This window comes from Dyadobacter sp. HNCC25DJ187, assembly GCF_056895255.1.
Genome location: NZ_JBXHAT010000001.1, coordinates 874,413 through 891,589, shown reverse-complemented (window position 1 = coordinate 891,589; position 17,177 = coordinate 874,413). Strand labels below are relative to the sequence as shown.

Genomic DNA, 17,177 nt, shown 5'->3' with positions numbered 1-17,177 from the left:
TATTTTAAAATGTCATTATCCCGGCAAAAGGGGGCTACATCAGAATGTCATTCACTGCGGTGATTGCCGGTGGAATAGTGGTCTCATCAAGCATTTCCCTCAGGTCGATCTCGATTGTTCTGCAAATCGCTGTCATGGGTATATCATTGATTGCATTTTCAAAGGGATTCTCGCTCGTATCACCCACAATTTCCATAGTGTTGAAAACCCATGCAATAATGATATATGCAGGTACGGCTATCCATACCATTTCTGGTCCCAGTTTAAGGAATTCATTGATCAGTCCGAATGGCAGGATGAGAATGAATAGCCAAACAAATACCTTGCTGAAATAAGCATATTGTCGCGGGAAAGGAAAGTTTTTGATTCTTTCCGCCGCTCCCTGTTGATTGTAAAACTCCTGAACCAGTGCCATCATCTGCACGTAAAAACGCTCATTAATCCCGCCGTTACGGAATATCTGATCGAGCAGTTTCGTTTGTGATTTCAGGATGTGCGCGGCAGGATTTTTTTTAGATAGAAAATATCTGACTTCTGATTCCGGTAAAAATTCGCTTAAAGCCAAGTGTAAAGGCGCCTGGTCATGCCCTCCTTTCAGCACTGCATGAGCAGTCGTATTGCTATTATTCCAGACACTTTTTTGTCGTAGTTGTATTCTGACAGCATTGATATAGGCAATTAATCCGTGTATCAGTTTTGTCTGAAGTTGTTTTTCATTCATCCCTGCTATATCTGAATCCGGTTTTATATAAGCTATCGCATAGGTTCCCCACGTACGGCTTGCATTTACGATGCCTCCCCAAATTCTTCTTGCCTCCCAGAGTCGTTCGTAGGAGGAGTTATTTTTAAAGCCGACGTAAAATGCAACTGCGGTTCCGATCAAACCAATAGGCACGAAGGAAAAGCCGATAGACATGTGGCCCCAATATGTGAGGCAGCACAAACAAATTGAATAGGTCAGATAAAATAAAAGTGATGGCCAGGCAAACGAAAGGATAATAGACGGCTTTATTTCTCGGGCTGTATACATGGCTTACTTAAAAAGGGGACGGGTTTGGCCAGTAAGTTTTAAAAATTTGTACAGCTGATAAATCCAATTTTGGGTGAACCAGCAAATTTCCTGTATCAAGCTGAAAATAAAGAGCCTAAAATTTCCGGCTAAGAGAGCTCCTCAAACCATTTTTTAAACACCGGCACACGCTCTTTACTGATCAGGATCTGATTGGCCGAAACCGGTGATGTGCGTACCAGAAGCCTGCCGTTAAAGTAAAGCTCTATTTCACTGATACATTCCCTGGCGATGATGAATTGCCGGTTTGCTCTGAAAAAATTGGAAGGATCCAGTTGATTCTCAAGCTCCTCAAGGTTTTTATCTACCACGAAACTGCGGTCATCGTGCAGGGTGGCCACCACCACACTATTGCGGATTGTGAGCCAGGCAAAGTCAGTATCTTTTAAAGGAATGAGTTTGTCACGGAAGGGTACAAGAAAGCTTCGTCTCGGATTTTTCCTTGGCAGAATCTGTGAATGCATTAATTCTTCCAGATACTTTATCTTGGTAATTGCATTTTCTTCATTAAGCTGGTAATATTTATCCAGTGCAAATTTGAGCGATTCCTGACGAATGGGCTTCAGCAGGTAATCGATGCTGTTGAGCTTAAAAGCACGCAATGCATACTCGTCGTGCGCAGTGGTGAAAATAACAGGACAGCTGATTGATATTTGTTCGAAAATCTGAAAGCATGTTCCGTCACCCAGCTGAACATCAAGAAAAATAAGGTCTGGTGAGGGGCTGGTGGTGAGCCAGTCGACCGCCAGTTCAACGCTTTCCAGTATGTCAAGAATTTTAGCTTTAGGATCTATCCGCTGAATGAGCTGGGTAAGGTATTCGCCTGCCGGAACTTCGTCTTCAATAATGAGTATTTGTGTCATGGAGCTTCAATGAGGGGTATTTTCACTGTAAATTGTTCGTCCTTTTCCAGATGTGAAGGATGAATACCAGTTTGAATTTTATATCTTTTATCCAGATTTTTCAATCCGATTCCTGTTCCGGGGACATCCAGCTTTTTATTGACTGAGTTCTGAACAATGAGCGATTTTTCACTTTCGTTGAGTTTTATCTCAATAAATAGCACCTGATTGGATGTGATCACATTATGCTTAATTGCATTTTCGATCAGGATTTGCAGTGAAAGCGGGATAACAAACCACTCTTTGGTAGTGCAGACGTCTTCAAAAAAGAAAAGAAGTTTTTCTCCAAACCGGGCCTTATACAGATCCAGGTAGGATTTTGCTGCAGCAAGCTCGTCGCTTAGCAGTACCAGACTTTGGTTTTGAACTTTGAGGTTGTAACGGAGAATATCAGACAGATCCAGTACGATACGCTGTGCCAGGTCCGGATTAGAGAAGATAGATATGTTAAGGATATTAAGTGCGTTAAAAAGGAAATGTGGATTAAGCTGATTTCGCAGCGCTTCCAGTTGCGCCTTGATTTGTTCCACTTTCAACAATTCATTCTCAAGCGCAACACGGTAGTATGCCTGAGATGCGAGTAAAAAATTACGATAACCCAGTATGGCTAGTATCAGCAGGGAATGGTACAGATAATATACAATTCTGAAAATCAGTATATCAGAATTGTTTTTATCCAATGCCAGTTTCAACTGGAAAAGTATTTCATTGAGTACAAAAAAAAGAGCGACCACCAGTGCAATCTGCATATACTTGTTCTGATGATTGAACCAACTTGGAATTTTATAGGTGTAATTCAGGCATATGTACAGAAAAATCCAGGCGAATTCAAAACTGATTACAAACTGAATGAGAATATCCAGAATTGCAATACCGTATTGTGCATTAAAAGACAGTGATTCCCAGACAAAAATCAGTCGGGGTATGGTCGCCAGCAGGCTTAAAATAAAGCAGAGACGCCAACCCAATGACATCCCTTTGCTATAATCGACATGAACGGTCATACCCGATTGGTATAAAGTCGGTTTTTACTGTAAGCTGGCAGGTTCTTATTGAGGTGATTTTGCTGGATTAATTTTGCAACAGATTCTAGTAAATTCACTTCAGCTTCGGTCCATTGCCTTGGATTCATCATATCTTCCAGGCCAATAAATCCGTTCCAGGTTTCATTGTTGTGAATAGGCACGGCCAGTACAGATTGCGCATCGCGCTGATTGAGCCAGTGTTTTTCCTCTGCAGGAAGCGACCTAAGATCTCCCTGAACGTTTTGTTTGGATACAAACAGATTGCTCCATCTTTTAAAATACGGGATATCTGTCGTTTTGACTGTGCGGCTATTTACACCAGGTGCAGAAATCTCTTTTTGCTGTACGATAATTTCTTCTCCGTCAGGCATGGATTTCTTTGTGTACAGATAAATCCTGCTCAGGTCAAGTGCTTCCAGTATAATCGTGAAGACGTTGGCGATGGAATGTTCAGCCTGTTTTTCATTTAAGTTTTCCGCGGATAGCTCCTCTTCACATATGGCAAGCACCTTTTTGTGAAGGCTGCTGCTGTTTTGATGAATTTTCTCAATATTCTGCTCTGCATTGGACTTCCATTTGGATAGTGTTTTCTCCATAGCCGACAACCATGAACTTTGTTCAGAGCTGGTAATATAGAAGTCTGTGGCCAAGAGCGATAGGGCTTTTTCAGACGTGGTGGGACAATGGCCTTCTGCCATCACGAGGCACGGGCTTAATTTTCCAAGAACCGATACAAGGTCAGCAACCTGTCCGTCGGGCAGGGTACAGTTAGAAATGATCAGATCGAACTTAGATTGATGGCAAGCTTCCAGTGCCTGTTGCTTTGAGTGTACCTTGGTTGCTTGAAATTTGTAGCCGGCGTTAGTCAGAGATTCAGATATCAGAGGCTGCCAGTCCTGTCTGATCGCAACGATAAGTAAATTTAGGGGCTCCATTGAGAAAGTTTATCAGTTGAGGAGTTTATTACGAAAAAATGAATTCATCGCATTGAAAGCCTGTCAAGAAGTGAACCAATGATCACCATGCGTCCATAGAGACCTTGTAGGGTCTCTTGATATATACAGGATGTTACGTGTGATTTGTGGAATTATACTACTTGGGCTTCCAAATTTAGTATAATATATCTTCAAAATTCTATAATTATTATAGAAAAAACTTTAAAAATCCGGGCTGATCATCTAATTACTGAATTGTCAGAGGATTCTATATTGAAATGTGATTTTTTAAAGATAGTTTTTTGTAATTCTGACCTGATAGGATCGAATTCAGGCTATGAAAGTTCACTTATGCATTGATCGGTTTAAAGTCACAAATCAACTGGTTCAAGTGTTTTTTTTACAGTTTCAGGCATCATTTTAATTTTAGATGCGGTTCAACATGCCAAATTTACTGCATCAATAAGCGAAAACGATAATATTTCCTTGATGAGTCTGGCAATTTAACGTAATAAAAACTTCCTAATCCAATGTCAAAGAAAATTTTAGCTGTTCTTTCGGAATATGGTTACTGGGGAATAGAACTCGTAGGCCCTCTTGAAAAACTTGAAGAAGCAGGTTATGTAGTAGAATTCATCACACCGAACGGTAAAAAAGCTGAAGCATTACCGCCTAGTTACGACACAACTTATGTAGATCCTCCCCTTGGCACTTGCGTGACCACCCCGCTGGCTGCTGACAAAGTAAAAGCTTTCGAAGCAACAAACAGATTAGAGAAAACAAAAAACCTTTCCGCAGAAATACCTGAACGTCCTTATTTTTCAACACCGGATTTTCTCCGTGCCTTTGAGCAGTACTTCGCTGATCTGAAAACCGCTCAAGAGAACATCACAGAAGAATATGCGGCATTGCTGCTGGTTGGCGGAAGCGGTCCTATCATCGACATGGTCAATAATCAGCGCGTTCATGACCTGATCCTTGGTTTCTATAAGAAAAACTTACCGATTGCAGGTATCTGTTATGGTGTTGCACCATTGGTTTTTGCCCGTGACTTTAATGAAAGAAAATCAATCATTCGCGGCAAGCACGTAACCGGTCACTGTATCGAATATGACTACCACGACGGAACCGGCTTTCTGCATACAGACCTGAATATGGGCCCTCCTCCATATGTTCTTGAATACATCCTAAGTGATGCGGTAGGACCGGAAGGTCAGTACCATGGTAACTTTGGTAAGGAAACTTCGGTGATCGTGGATTATCCATTTATTACTGCCCGTTCATTACAATGCTCTTTCGAATTTGGAGAACAGTTTGTAAATGTATTAGATAAAGGAACAGTACGCTATGGCTGGTAAAACCGGGAATCAGAAAATTATTGAGCAATTCCTGGCAGATGGCATGGATCACATGTTCGGCAATCCCGGAACCGTTGAGCAGGGATTTCTGGATGCTGTAGAGGAATATCCTGAAATGAAGTACATTCTGACTTTGCAGGAAAGTATTGCCGTCATGGCGGCAGACGGATACGCTCGCGCGACGCAAAAACCGACTCTGGTACAGCTTCACAGCTCCCCGGGTATCGGAAATGCGGTTGGAGCGCTGTATCAGGCCAAACGTGGTCATGCCCCGCTCGTCGTAATCGGGTCTGATGCGGGGACGCGTTACATGAATATGGATGCGCAGATGGCCAATGACCTGGTAGCGATGATGGCCCCGGTGACCAAGTACTCCACCATGGTTCATTCATCCAAATCGGTGTTGAGAACTTTGCGCAGGGCTATCAAGATTGCTGCAACCCCTCCAATGGGGCCGGTATACGTTTGCCTTCCAATGGACGTTCTCGACGAGCTCAATGAGGAAGAAGTGATTCCTACACATATCCCTTCGACCAGAGTTCTGCCTTCAGCTGATTTGGTCAACGAGATAGCGGATACACTGCTGGTATCTGAAAAGCCGATGATTTTCGTAGGTGATGGCGTGGCCTACTCACAGGCAATTCCGGAATTAACTGCTGTTGCGGAGCTTTTAGGAGCTGAAGTATATGGTGTAGAGTTTGGTGATCTGGTCATGGATAATTCGCATCCGCTATACCAGGGAACCACCGGCCATATGTTTGGGGAATACAGCAAACCTATCACGACAAAAGGAGATGTAAACCTGGTCGTGGGTACGTATATGGTTCCCGAAGTATTTCCGGACCTTGGCGAAATTTATGCTACGGGAGCGAAAGTCATTCATATTGACCTGAATGCTTACGAAATTGCTAAAAATCACCGCGTTGACATAGGCGTTGTGGGTGATCCAAAGCTTTCTCTGGAAGCACTGTATGACGTTCTGAATAACAAAATTACGCCATCTCAAAAGGAAAAAGCGGTAGCCAGAGTGGAGCAGATCATCGCGCTGAAAAATAATAAAATTGCCGCGGAACACGAAGCAGATCTTACACACAAGGGAGGGCATCCTCTTCAAATGTCACAATTCGCTCGTGTTTTAGCAGAGAAGATCCCGGCTGATGCGGTTATTTTTGACGAAGCACTTACAAGCTCTCCGGCTATTACGCGCTATATGGTTCCGAAAGTGGCAGGAAATTATTTTGTAACCCGCGGTGGTTCGTTGGGCGTAGGCTTTCCAGGTGCAATCGGAGCAAAACTTTCAGCACCTCACAAAACCGTGATAGGCTTTTCCGGGGACGGTGGAAGTATGTATACCATACAAGCTTTATGGTCTGCAGTGCGGCATAATACCGGAGCCAAATTCATAGTTTGTAACAACGGGTCCTATAAGCTTCTTCAGCTAAATATCGATGTATACTGGCAGGAGAGAGAGATACCCAAACATGACCATCCTCTATCTTTCGACCTTTCTTATCCTGCCATAAGGTTTGATCTCCTGGCACAGTCTATGGGGGTTGATGCCGTACGGGTAGAAAATGAAGAAGAGATAGCACCTGCCATCGAGCGGATGCTGGTAGATGATAAGCCATTTCTGATTGACCTGGTTCTGCAGGGAGACCACAAGTCGGATTGGGTTAAAACGAATTGCTCTCAATAGTAAGATTTCAAAAGTAGCAAACCTGTTTTAAGTTGTAAACCCCCAAGACTATAAATTCTTAACTCATCATTTTTTAACTCATCATTCTCAATGCTTACTCAGGAATCAATTGAAAATTTAGCAAAAGTCTGGTATGAAAAGCTGGACGTACATGCTCCTCAGGTAGAACTATTACCCATGATCATTGATGAGGGACTTGAAATGGTATTTCCTGAAGCAACTGTTTATGGCTGGGCCGGTTTTGAAGGCTGGTTTCAACGTGTCGTACGCATTTTTTTTGATGAAGTTCACACCGTAAAGTCGGTAGTGGCAGACATTACAGGTGATACTGCCATAGTGAAAGTTGTTGTTCAATGGGAAGCAAGTGTATGGAACGCTCCCGAACCTTACAGTAAAAGAATTGCCTGCGACGCATTCCAGACCTGGGAAGTAAAGGCAGATGGAAATGGTAGTACACAGATCACAAAATATATTGTCGACGGACTTGAATACCATGAAGGATCGGCAACACTTTAGCATGTTCCATAATTCGTAATATCCGTTGAGCAGGCAGGATTGCATCCTGTAATGAAATAGTAGACCCTTCTTTATTTAACGTTATGGAAAATTTCAAGTATATCAAAGTCAGCAAGGTGGTGCTGGATACAGTGACGATACACTGTGTGCAGTCGCCTGAGGACGGAGAACTTACCAATGCCCAGCTCATCGAAAGTGCCGGATCCCTGATTCTTATCGATACGCTGCAGCTCAAGCCGCATGCAGAGGAGCTTCGTAGCTACATGGAAAGCCTCGGGAAACCACTTGATAGAATCATTATCACACATGTGCATCCCGATCACTGGATGGGAGCACCTGCTTTTAACGGAACCCCTGTTTATGCACTACAGGAGGTAATTAGCACTATCGATTCAATGTCCGACTATTTTATAGGATATCATAGAAGCCTGCATCCGGAAAACGCCGACCAGGTCATTTTTGCAGAGAAAAATCTGCCTACTGAGGTGGCGGCCGAAGGAATCATGGAAATCGATGGTTTGAAATTGAATCTGATTAAAGTGGTCGATACGGAATGCCAGGTTAACCTGATTGTGGAGATTCCCTCAGAGAAGGTACTTATCGCGCAAGACATGATTTACAACAGCGTACACGCATTTTTTGGGGATAAAACTTCCGACGGACAGTACAGCTTTGACAATTGGATCAGTGTATTAACCAATCTGAAAAACAAAGGCTATGTACATGTCCTGCCCGGTCATGGCGAACCAACCGATGCATCGGTTTTTGATAAGCAGATTGATTACCTGCATCATGTAAAGCAATTGGTGTATCAAGGACTTCAGGGTGAGGAACTGCTTAGCAGGATTATCTCGGAATATCCCGATTATAGATTAGAGCTTACGCTGCATATGTCTAACTACATGCTGTTTTTATATCCGAAATCATAAGTTTCTCTCTTCTTAAACTAACATTTCAAAATGAAAAATATTCCTGATACTAAGCTTGGTAAAATGTATACGGAGCATATTCAGCATATTCTCGACAAAAATATTGAAGCGCTCCTTGATCAGTATACAGACGACGCGTTGCTGATCAGCAGCTTCTCGAAGGCGCCGGTTGTATATCAGGGGCGTGAGCAGGTGAAAGAGCACATGCAGGGTATCCTGGGTATAGATGGCCTTGAATCAGATATCGTGTTCTGGGCTGAAACTGCAGAGCCTGAAACGCTTATGATCACTGAACAAATTACGATGACTGTTGGTGGTGAAAAGAGCGAAATGCGTTTCGCAGACAGTTGGGTTCTGAAAGATGGAAAAATTGCAATTCATTTTGCCGGCATGGTACAACATCCGGATGGTTCACTTGCCTGAAAACATACTTATCTCCCTTCATTATGAAACTGAGTAATCACGTAAACGGCCAACAATGTACTTCTGAAATAGAAGGCAGAACTTTGCTGGTGAACTACTTGCGAGAGAATCTGGCACTAACCGGTACCAAAGAGGGCTGCAGTTCGGCTTCCTGTGGAACATGTACTGTTTTGCTTAACAAGAAAGCTACTAAAAGTTGCCAGATTCTCGCTGCTGAAACTGAAGGATGTGAAATTCAAACCATAGAAGGATTGGCAACCGCCGAAGGGCTACATCCGCTGCAGAATGCTTTCTGGGAAAATTTTGCAGTACAAAATGGTTTTTCCACACCCGGTACAATTATGGCAATGTTGGAGCTGCTGAATGAAAATGTCACTCCATCCGATGCCGAAATTAAAGAAAGGCTTTCCGGTAATTTAAGCAGGGAGTCAGGCTATGAGCAAGTAGTTGCATCTGTCCGTGCTGCAGCTGCTAACATGAGAGGTGAAGAAACAAACGAAGGCATTTCATCCGATGGCAAATACGTCGGCATCTCTGTGAAGACGCGGGATACTGAAAAACTAATTACAGGCCAGGCTAAGTTTATTGCAGACATGGAATTGCCGGGAATGGTACATGCGGCTATTCTGCAAAGCCCTGTTGCACATGCCATTATTCATAGAATAGATACCAGTGAAGCGGAAACAATGCCTGGCGTGATCCGGGTGTTTACAGCCAAGGATACAACAGGAATTATGCCAATGCCTGTTATCTGGATACCTCCTTTCACCGAAAGTAATTTTTTACCGCACCCGTCCGGCATAGTACCGGGCTCTCATACAGTATTTGCTACGGACCGGGTTCGGTTTGCAGGCGATCAGCTGGCTGCCGTGGTGGCTGAAACACGCCAGCAGGCCTACGATGCGTTGTCTAAAATTAAAGTGGATTACGAGGCTCTGCCTGTCGTACTTGATGCTGAGGAGGCTATACTTCCCGGGGCTCCGCAACTTCATGAAACGGCTCCGAATAATATCATGATTCACACGACCTTCGGAGACAGCGAAGCCACTGAAAAGGCCATTGCAAATTCAGAGGTAGTGGTTGAACAAAAAATTTACAACCAGCGCATGATGCACAACACGCTGGAAGTGCGAGGTGCACTTGCTAAATATGATCCTGCAACCCAGGATTATACACTATGGGCAAATACACAAATACCTTACCCTCATCGCTTATTGATCTCGCTTTATGTACTGGGAATTCCTTACAATAAGCTGAGAGTAATTGTTCCTTTTATGGGAGAAAGTAATGGCTGTAAAGGAAATCTTTATCCCGATACTCCTCTCGTACTTTGGATGGCAAAAGAACTGGGCAGACCTGTGAAATGGATTGATACCCGTGCTGGTTTTTCAAGAAATACGGCCCAATCCCGTGATCAGATACAATATGTTAAAATTGCAGGGACTGCAGATGGAAAGCTGACAGGATTAAGTTGTGTCGCATTTAGTAACGTTGGCGCATATCCTGTGATCAATGCGCCGGGGCAGCCACTGCCATTGATCGGCAGGAGCATTCCGGGAGCATATGTGATACCACATGCTTCCTATGAGGTGAAAGTAGTGTATACCAATAAGGTGCCAACTGCGCCAATGCGGGGGTCGGGCAGGGCAGAAGCCATTTTTCTGATTGAGCGTGCAATAGAAATGTTCGCACGAAAAATCGGAAAGGATCCTGCTGAGGTCAGACGCATGAATATGGTTCAACCAGACCAGTTCCCATATGAAAATGGCCTGGGATGGACATATGATTCCGGAAACTACGAAAATACGCTTGACATAGCCCTCGAAAAGGCTGATTATTCCAGTCTGGAAGCACAAAAATTGGAAGCGCGCAGTCGTGGCAAACTGTTGGGACTAGGTATTGGTTCCTATGTAGCAGTGGCTGGTGTTGGTAATTCTGGTAAAATGGGCGGCGAAGGTTTGATGAGTGGAACCTGGGGAAGTGCATATATTCATATTGCTCCCTCGGGCGAAGTAGCCATTACGACAGGTGCCCAGCCTCATGGCCAGTCGCAGCAAACGACATTTGCACAAATAGCCGCAGAGGAGTTACAGATACCTATGGAGCATATCACAATCAAACACTCCGACACAGCCAATCCGCTTTATTACGGACAGGCAAGTTATGGAAGCCGATCACTCAGCGTGGAGGGTGTAGCCGTTCAGAAGGCTTGCCGGATGATGGTAAAAAAGGCAATAGAATATGCCGCATATCTTTTCAAAATACCAGTTGAGCTGATCGAGTATAAAGAAGGAAAAGTAATCGGAACACCGGCTCCTGAGCAGGCCATGATGACCTTACAACAAATAGCGCTGATGCTTTGGTTTGGCTGGGATTTGCCGGAAGGTATGGATCCGGGACTGGAAGGTTCTGCTTACTTTGATCCTGACAATTTCAATTTTCCATTCGGCACGCACATTGCGGTTGTGGAAATAGATGAGGAAACATGTGAGATTGATCTGATCAAATATATAGCTGTCGATGATTTTGGGACGGTCGTCAATCCTGAAGTGGTCAGAGGACAGACTTACGGAAACGTTGTACTGGGAATAGGGCAGGCACTGGCTGAAGAAGCAAAGTACTCGCCTGAAAACGGGCAGGTGCTGACCGAAGATCTGGATTCGTATATTGTACCCCGTTCGAAGTGGATGCCCAAGGTTGAACTCTATCGCACGGAAACACCGTCGCCTTCTAATCCTATGGGTGCAAAAGGTGCAGGCGATGTGAGCAATCCGCCTGTAGCTCCGGCGATGATCAATGCAATTTGCGATGCACTTTCCGAATTTGATATCAAACATATCGACATGCCGGTGACACCGCAGAAAATCTGGGAAATATTACAGCAACAAACCGAACCTGCCGAGTGATGATCTTAAAACCATTTTCATATTCAGCCCCTGAAACATTACAGGAAGCGATTTCACTCCTTCATGAGCACGAATCAGAGGTTTTTACCGGCGATCAGGCTTATGTAGGCAGTTCAAAAGCAGGCATCTCAAAGTCCTTGTCGGTAGTGAGCCTTCGTAATGTTCCGGGTTTAAATTCCGTGATACATTATGGTAACCAGCTGGTGATTGGATCTTCTGTAACGTTTGCAGCCATGCAGGCCGATAGCGCAATTTGCTCTGTCCCGGTCCTTGCAGATGCACTCAGCGCAGTAAAAGACCCGCACCTGAAAAACCACAGCAATGTCGGCGGCGCTTTATGTTATCGTTCGCTTTTACACGGACCCTTATTGGCTGCATTCCTTGTGCTGGATGGAAAAGTGAATGTTACCGGTTCGCTTGGAGACAGACAAGTAGCATTGGAAGATTACTTGACGGATGGACTGACACAAGGTGAAATCATTAGAAGTATTTCTTTGACGGTCAGTCAGGACAGGGCTGGTTCCTTCCACTTCATTGACTACATGAAGGCAGGGAAAATCGTTTGTGGTGTAGCAGTTATGGTAAGCAAAAACGATAATATGATCTCGAAAATTAGCCTGGCTGCCTGTGGCTGTGTTCCTGTCCCTGAGAGGCTACGTGATATTGAAAGTTCTCTGGCCGGCACAGATGGTTCGCCGGAAAGTATTACAGCCGCGCTAAACGAAATGACCTATGACAGATTAATCATGTCAGATTTATACATATCCAATCCATCTTATCTGTTGCATTTACTGAAAGTTCTGATCAAAAGAGCTGTCTTGAAAAGCTAAATTTTCTTTCACCCGATTATGACAAACCAGGAATTTTACGACAACCATTTGGTTCTATTGGCAAATAATGATGTCAACGAACTTGTTGAGCATGACTACCACGAAGAGGCTGTCATGATACTGCTCGTAGCAGAAGAACCCATTTATCTGAAAGGTCATGCCGAGCTGAAAACGCAGCTTGGCGATTACCTGGCGAACATCTACCGCGGCTTCATTTCAACCGAAAAGCTGGCAATTACAGAAGATAGCATTCACCTTGAAGCGACCATCATGACCGCCTGGGGAGAATCAAAAGTATACGATGCCCTTTATCTGAAAGACGGAAAGATTTTCCGGCACTATTCCGGTCTGAAAGGCTGATTGTTTGAAGTATAGTTGTTGGTTATGAATTAGTTATTTGCTGTTCATAACCTGTATTTTTTCAACCTACACGATAAACCTTTAACAACAAGATGAGCAAGAAAGTACTGATCCTCGCATCCAACGTAGGCCTTTGGGGCGAAGAGCTACAGGCCCCCTGGGATGCTTTGAAAAAAGCGGGTTTTGATTTGACCCTCGCCACGCCGAAAGGCATAACACCTTTGCCGATGGAGTTAAGCATGGACAAAAATTTTATCGACCCCATGCAAAATTATAATGTCAATCCGGCTGAGGTTGTAGACCGTATTAACGAGATTTTGGACAAAGGCGAATGGGATTCTCCAATAAAAATCGAGGATGCGGACATTTCTGACTACGACGCTTTGGCCATTGTGGGTGGCCCGGGTTCGGCGCTCGATATCGTTGGAAATCCTTTTGTACATGCGCTTTGTGTAAATGCTTATAAACAAGGTAAAATTCTGGGTGCACTATGCTACGCAGTCGGTGCTTTCGTATGGTCACGCGAGGACGATAACCTGCACAGGAGCATTATTTATGGCAAAAAAATGATTGCACATCCTCGCGAATGGGATTTTACAGGGCCGATGGGATATTCGCTGGTTCGTGCAACGGAACAAAATGCGGGAACCAATCTGGTAAGTCAGGGATTTGCATTTCCACTTGCCGTTATTGTTGAAGATGCGGTAGGTCCGAATGGACGTGTGTACTCAGATGCAACAGCAAACAGAACCAAACCACAAGTACTTTTTGATCATCCGTTTGTAACAGCCCTTTCAGTGGAATCATCTATTGCATTTGGCGATAAACTTGTTGAAGTGTTGAGTTGATAAGGTATTGTAAATGAATGGGTTCAAATACAGGATTACAATGCTTTTACCCAACGCTATCTCTAAATTAATTGCATCTCTAATTGAGCATCCTCATGAAACTGGCCGGAAAAAAAATCGGTATTCTTTTTGAAGCCGATTATTTCGAAAACGAAATATTCTATTACAAATTCCGCTTTCCCGAAGAAGGTGCGGAAATACATTTTTTGACCCGGCTTTGGGGGCAGGATAAAATTACTTTCCATGGGCACGAATACCGCGCACCGATGGACTGCTGGGAGTCGTTCGAAAACATGAGCGATGAAGAGCTACGTAGTTACGATGCGATCATTGTGCCGTCAGGTATGGTCTCAGACCGTCTTCGTTATACCGAAGATGTTGAAAAAATTCCACCGGCCACCGAATTTCTTAAACGCGTTTTTGCAGAGCCGGGTATTGTTAAAGGCATTATTTGCCATGGTTTATGGCTCGTAGCACCGGCAACAGAGCTCGTTAAAGGCCGTAAACTGGTTTGTCACAACAATCTGATCGGAGATGCAAAGGCTTATGGTGCTATTTACACCAATGAAGACGTGGTTGTAGATGGAGACCTGATAACCGGACGGTCAGGAGGGCATGCCCATTTATTTGCCAAGAAGATTATCGAGACCCTATCTATCAGCTAATCATACTAACATGAAAACGACCTTTTTTCATCTGGCACTCACGGTCAAAAATCTGGCTGTTTTTGAAGCTTTTTATGCCAAATATTTCGGTTTCAGAAGGGCAAGGGTCATAGAACTTGGAGACGACGCTCAACTCGTTTTTCTGAAGAACGATGACAACTTCTACTTCGAAATTTTCCCTCCGGAAGAGCAGCGTCCCTATCCGATGGCAGAGGCAGACGGCCCACATTATCCTGGACTTCGGCATATGGCTTTTTCGGTGGATGATGTAGACCAAAAGCTAACTGAAATGGGTAGTGACGCTGTGGTTACGCTCGGCCCGCTTCACTTTGATGATGTCATCGAAGGTTGGAAAACAGTGTGGCTCAAGGATCCGGAAGGAAACATTATAGAAGTAACGCAGGGATATAAAGATCAGGAGGATCTTGCCTGATAAAAGCATAACGGAAACCCACCCTTAAATTATTCTAACGCTTAAATCAACCCTTTTTAATGCTCAAAATATGAATATAAATTTCACTTTTTCAGACACTATCGCCGGTTATGTCACCGGATATAGCCCGGAAGAACGCTGGTTTACGCTTGAAACTTCTGATAAAAGAGCTTTCAAGATTAACCTGATCGCATCCACTTATGCAAGGAATGTTCAGAATCTTACAGAAGGATGGCAGGATCCTGGTGACATCAGTAATTTCCTTTCCAGCGAAGGGCAGTATGTATTTGCATACGGTACTTTTTATCCAAATGCAGGTGAAGAAACGGCAACCTTCGAAGCACAGCAGCTTATTTTTCCGGGTAAGGAGCCAAAAACATACCGTCACGAAGAGCAGAATTACTGGATTACTCAGATAGATTCGATTGCTTCAAGTTACCTGAAATGGCAATTTGACTATCCAAAAGAAGAAATCAATTACAAAAACTACCGGACTATGCTTCACCTGGGTGGTTCGAAGAAAGGAGATTATCTTCAGGAAACGGATACCATATCACGTATGGTATATGGATTTGCTTCTGCTTATCTGCTTACGGGTAAGGATGAGTTTCTGGAGGGTGCTGAGCTTGGAACCGAATACCTGCGCGACCACATGCGCTTTTTTGATAAAGACGATGATCTCGTATACTGGTACCACGGGCTTAAAGTGGAAGGTCAAAAGGAAACAAAACTGCTCACTTCTGAGTTTGGCGATGACCTGGACTCACTTCCTATGTATGAGCAGATTTATGCGCTGGCAGGGCCTACGCAAACATACCGGATCACTGGTGACAGACGTATCCGTGAGGATATAGACAAAACCATGGATCTTTTTGAAAAATATTTCAAAGATCACGATGGGGAAGGTTATTTCTCTCACCTGCACCCGATCAGCCTGGACGCCCGTGAAGAGTCACTGGCGCATAACCGCGCCCGTAAAAACTGGAATTCGGTAGGTGACCATGCGCCGGCCTATTTGATTAACCTGTATCTGGCAACAGGCGAGAAAGCACATGCTGATTTTCTTGAATATACTTTTGATACGATCACCAAGTATTTCCCGGATTACGACAACAGCCCATTTGTTCAGGAAAAATTCTTTGAGGATTGGAGCGCTGATCAAACCTGGGGATGGCAGCAGAACCGCGCAGTTGTAGGCCACAATCTTAAAATCGCTTGGAACCTGATCCGTCAGCAGTCATTGACACCAAAGGAAGAATACCTTGCTTTTGCGAAGAAAATTGCGGAACTGATGCCGGAAGCTGGTTCGGATCAGCAACGTGGAGGCTGGTATGATGTGGTGGAACGAAGCTTAAAAACAGGCAGAAAACATCAGTTTGTATGGCACGACCGTAAGGCATGGTGGCAACAGGAGCAGGCAATTCTTGCTTACCTGATTATGTATGGTGTGCTGGGTAATGAAGAATATGAAAAACAGGCACGTGAGGCAGCATCGTTCTACAATGCATTCTTCCTGGATAACGATGATGGCGGCGTATACTTCAATGTGTTCTCAAATGGCATGCCTTATCTGCTGGGAACAGAACGTTTGAAGGGAAGTCACTCTATGAGCGCTTACCACAGCACAGAACTTTGCTATCTGTCAGCGGTCTATATCAACCTGCTGATTACAAAGCAACCTACGTACTTCTACTTCAAGCCATATCCTAACGGTTGGAAGGATAATATCCTGAGAGTGTCTCCTGATATTCTTCCTGCGGGTAGCATCTATATCAGCGAAGTATTTATTGACGATGTGCCCTATACAGACTTTGATGCTTACGGATTAACGGTGAAGCTTCCTGAGTCGGAGGAACGTTTGCGGGTCAAAGTACAGATCAGCTCTGCAAAGTAATGGATCTCAAAAGCTAGTAACCAATAGCCGATAGCTAAAGCTAAAAATTATGAAAGTAACATTGACGGACCAGGAAGAAATTTCGGTTGTAGAGGTCACCGGAGATATCGACAGTAAAACTGCGCCTGAATTTGAGCGTAATACAAAGCTGGCTACAGAGCGAAATGAGAAGATCGCAATTGACCTGACTGCGGTGGAATTCATGTCAAGTGCAGGCCTGCGCGTTTTGCTGATGGTTTACAGAAATATCAAATCCCAGAATGGCAAAGTCATCCTGGTTGGGGTTTCTGAGGACATTCAGGATGTGATGTCTACAACAGGTTTCATCAACTTTTTTAAGATTGTCGGAACGGTAGAGGAGGCAATTGTCATTCTAAAACAGGATTAG

17 protein-coding genes are annotated in these 17,177 nt (G+C 44.1%); 13 read left to right on the top strand and 4 right to left on the bottom strand.

Annotation, left to right across the window (positions count from 1 at the left end):
- Window positions 1–34: 34 nt before the first annotated feature.
- The 4 genes from AC1XUE_RS03570 to AC1XUE_RS03555 form a co-directional block, all read right to left on the bottom strand.
- Window positions 35–1,030 carry a bestrophin family protein gene (locus AC1XUE_RS03570; RefSeq protein ID WP_483354555.1) on the bottom strand — a complete coding sequence of 332 codons (996 nt, stop codon included), beginning with the start codon at window positions 1,028–1,030 and terminating at the stop codon, window positions 35–37.
- 128 nt (window positions 1,031–1,158) lie between these two features.
- A complete protein-coding gene (locus tag AC1XUE_RS03565) occupies window positions 1,159–1,932 on the bottom strand; it encodes a LytR/AlgR family response regulator transcription factor (RefSeq protein WP_483354554.1) in 774 nt (257 codons plus the stop codon).
- A complete protein-coding gene (locus tag AC1XUE_RS03560; RefSeq protein ID WP_483354553.1) occupies window positions 1,929–2,975 on the bottom strand; it encodes a sensor histidine kinase in 1,047 nt (348 codons plus the stop codon). The genes AC1XUE_RS03565 and AC1XUE_RS03560 overlap by 4 nt, the downstream gene beginning before the upstream one ends.
- Entirely contained in the window at window positions 2,972–3,931 is a 960-nt protein-coding gene (locus AC1XUE_RS03555) for a GAF domain-containing protein (protein ID WP_483354552.1), read from the bottom strand. The genes AC1XUE_RS03560 and AC1XUE_RS03555 overlap by 4 nt, the downstream gene beginning before the upstream one ends.
- 530 nt (window positions 3,932–4,461) lie before the next feature.
- Between AC1XUE_RS03555 and AC1XUE_RS03550 the strand changes: the two genes are divergently transcribed.
- From AC1XUE_RS03550 to AC1XUE_RS03490, 13 genes are all read left to right on the top strand, one after another.
- Window positions 4,462–5,289, top strand: a complete 828-nt coding sequence (locus AC1XUE_RS03550) for a type 1 glutamine amidotransferase domain-containing protein (RefSeq protein ID WP_483354551.1) — start codon at window positions 4,462–4,464, stop codon at window positions 5,287–5,289.
- Window positions 5,279–6,985: a thiamine pyrophosphate-binding protein gene (locus AC1XUE_RS03545; protein ID WP_483354550.1), complete on the top strand. Its 1,707-nt coding sequence runs from the start codon at window positions 5,279–5,281 to the stop codon at window positions 6,983–6,985. Before AC1XUE_RS03550 ends, AC1XUE_RS03545 begins: the two co-directional genes overlap by 11 nt.
- A 90-nt stretch (window positions 6,986–7,075) precedes the next feature.
- On the top strand, window positions 7,076–7,501 hold the full coding sequence (locus AC1XUE_RS03540; RefSeq protein WP_483354549.1) for a hypothetical protein: 426 nt from the start codon (window positions 7,076–7,078) through the stop codon (window positions 7,499–7,501).
- Between the two features lie 83 nt (window positions 7,502–7,584).
- Window positions 7,585–8,430 (top strand): MBL fold metallo-hydrolase, encoded by an 846-nt coding sequence (locus AC1XUE_RS03535; RefSeq protein ID WP_483354548.1) that lies wholly within the window; start codon window positions 7,585–7,587, stop codon window positions 8,428–8,430.
- A gap of 30 nt (window positions 8,431–8,460) precedes the next feature.
- The gene (locus AC1XUE_RS03530) at window positions 8,461–8,853 is read left to right on the top strand and encodes a nuclear transport factor 2 family protein (protein ID WP_115828815.1); all 393 of its coding nucleotides are present in this window, start codon (window positions 8,461–8,463) and stop codon (window positions 8,851–8,853) included.
- A 23-nt stretch (window positions 8,854–8,876) separates the two neighbouring features.
- Window positions 8,877–11,759, top strand: a complete 2,883-nt coding sequence (locus tag AC1XUE_RS03525; RefSeq protein ID WP_483354547.1) for a molybdopterin-dependent oxidoreductase — start codon at window positions 8,877–8,879, stop codon at window positions 11,757–11,759.
- Window positions 11,759–12,589 carry an FAD binding domain-containing protein gene (locus AC1XUE_RS03520; RefSeq protein WP_483354546.1) on the top strand — a complete coding sequence of 277 codons (831 nt, stop codon included), beginning with the start codon at window positions 11,759–11,761 and terminating at the stop codon, window positions 12,587–12,589. Before AC1XUE_RS03525 ends, AC1XUE_RS03520 begins: the two co-directional genes overlap by 1 nt.
- A gap of 18 nt (window positions 12,590–12,607) precedes the next feature.
- Complete coding sequence (locus tag AC1XUE_RS03515) at window positions 12,608–12,949, top strand: hypothetical protein (protein ID WP_483354545.1); 342 nt, start codon at window positions 12,608–12,610, stop codon at window positions 12,947–12,949.
- 92 nt (window positions 12,950–13,041) lie between these two features.
- Window positions 13,042–13,797, top strand: coding sequence for a type 1 glutamine amidotransferase domain-containing protein (locus tag AC1XUE_RS03510; protein WP_483354544.1), 756 nt, complete (start codon window positions 13,042–13,044; stop codon window positions 13,795–13,797).
- 95 nt (window positions 13,798–13,892) lie between these two features.
- Window positions 13,893–14,462 carry a DJ-1/PfpI family protein gene (locus AC1XUE_RS03505; protein WP_483354543.1) on the top strand — a complete coding sequence of 190 codons (570 nt, stop codon included), beginning with the start codon at window positions 13,893–13,895 and terminating at the stop codon, window positions 14,460–14,462.
- A gap of 10 nt (window positions 14,463–14,472) precedes the next feature.
- Window positions 14,473–14,895: a VOC family protein gene (locus AC1XUE_RS03500; RefSeq protein WP_483354542.1), complete on the top strand. Its 423-nt coding sequence runs from the start codon at window positions 14,473–14,475 to the stop codon at window positions 14,893–14,895.
- Window positions 14,896–14,965: 70 nt separating this feature from the next.
- The gene (locus AC1XUE_RS03495; protein WP_483354541.1) at window positions 14,966–16,789 is read left to right on the top strand and encodes an AGE family epimerase/isomerase; all 1,824 of its coding nucleotides are present in this window, start codon (window positions 14,966–14,968) and stop codon (window positions 16,787–16,789) included.
- 49 nt (window positions 16,790–16,838) lie between these two features.
- A complete protein-coding gene (locus AC1XUE_RS03490; protein WP_483354540.1) occupies window positions 16,839–17,177 on the top strand; it encodes an STAS domain-containing protein in 339 nt (112 codons plus the stop codon).

Bases quoted from the DNA above. Each gene is read 5' to 3' on its own strand.
- AC1XUE_RS03570 (WP_483354555.1), bottom strand. From the start codon at position 1,030: ATGTATACAGCCCGAGAAATAAAGCCGTCTATTATCCTTTCGTTTGCC.
- AC1XUE_RS03565 (WP_483354554.1), bottom strand. From the start codon at position 1,932: ATGACACAAATACTCATTATTGAAGACGAAGTTCCGGCAGGCGAATAC.
- AC1XUE_RS03560 (WP_483354553.1), bottom strand. From the start codon at position 2,975: ATGACCGTTCATGTCGATTATAGCAAAGGGATGTCATTGGGTTGGCGT.
- AC1XUE_RS03555 (WP_483354552.1), bottom strand. From the start codon at position 3,931: ATGGAGCCCCTAAATTTACTTATCGTTGCGATCAGACAGGACTGGCAG.
- AC1XUE_RS03550 (WP_483354551.1), top strand. From the start codon at position 4,462: ATGTCAAAGAAAATTTTAGCTGTTCTTTCGGAATATGGTTACTGGGGA.
- AC1XUE_RS03545 (WP_483354550.1), top strand. From the start codon at position 5,279: ATGGCTGGTAAAACCGGGAATCAGAAAATTATTGAGCAATTCCTGGCA.
- AC1XUE_RS03540 (WP_483354549.1), top strand. From the start codon at position 7,076: ATGCTTACTCAGGAATCAATTGAAAATTTAGCAAAAGTCTGGTATGAA.
- AC1XUE_RS03535 (WP_483354548.1), top strand. From the start codon at position 7,585: ATGGAAAATTTCAAGTATATCAAAGTCAGCAAGGTGGTGCTGGATACA.
- AC1XUE_RS03530 (WP_115828815.1), top strand. From the start codon at position 8,461: ATGAAAAATATTCCTGATACTAAGCTTGGTAAAATGTATACGGAGCAT.
- AC1XUE_RS03525 (WP_483354547.1), top strand. From the start codon at position 8,877: ATGAAACTGAGTAATCACGTAAACGGCCAACAATGTACTTCTGAAATA.
- AC1XUE_RS03520 (WP_483354546.1), top strand. From the start codon at position 11,759: ATGATCTTAAAACCATTTTCATATTCAGCCCCTGAAACATTACAGGAA.
- AC1XUE_RS03515 (WP_483354545.1), top strand. From the start codon at position 12,608: ATGACAAACCAGGAATTTTACGACAACCATTTGGTTCTATTGGCAAAT.
- AC1XUE_RS03510 (WP_483354544.1), top strand. From the start codon at position 13,042: ATGAGCAAGAAAGTACTGATCCTCGCATCCAACGTAGGCCTTTGGGGC.
- AC1XUE_RS03505 (WP_483354543.1), top strand. From the start codon at position 13,893: ATGAAACTGGCCGGAAAAAAAATCGGTATTCTTTTTGAAGCCGATTAT.
- AC1XUE_RS03500 (WP_483354542.1), top strand. From the start codon at position 14,473: ATGAAAACGACCTTTTTTCATCTGGCACTCACGGTCAAAAATCTGGCT.
- AC1XUE_RS03495 (WP_483354541.1), top strand. From the start codon at position 14,966: ATGAATATAAATTTCACTTTTTCAGACACTATCGCCGGTTATGTCACC.
- AC1XUE_RS03490 (WP_483354540.1), top strand. From the start codon at position 16,839: ATGAAAGTAACATTGACGGACCAGGAAGAAATTTCGGTTGTAGAGGTC.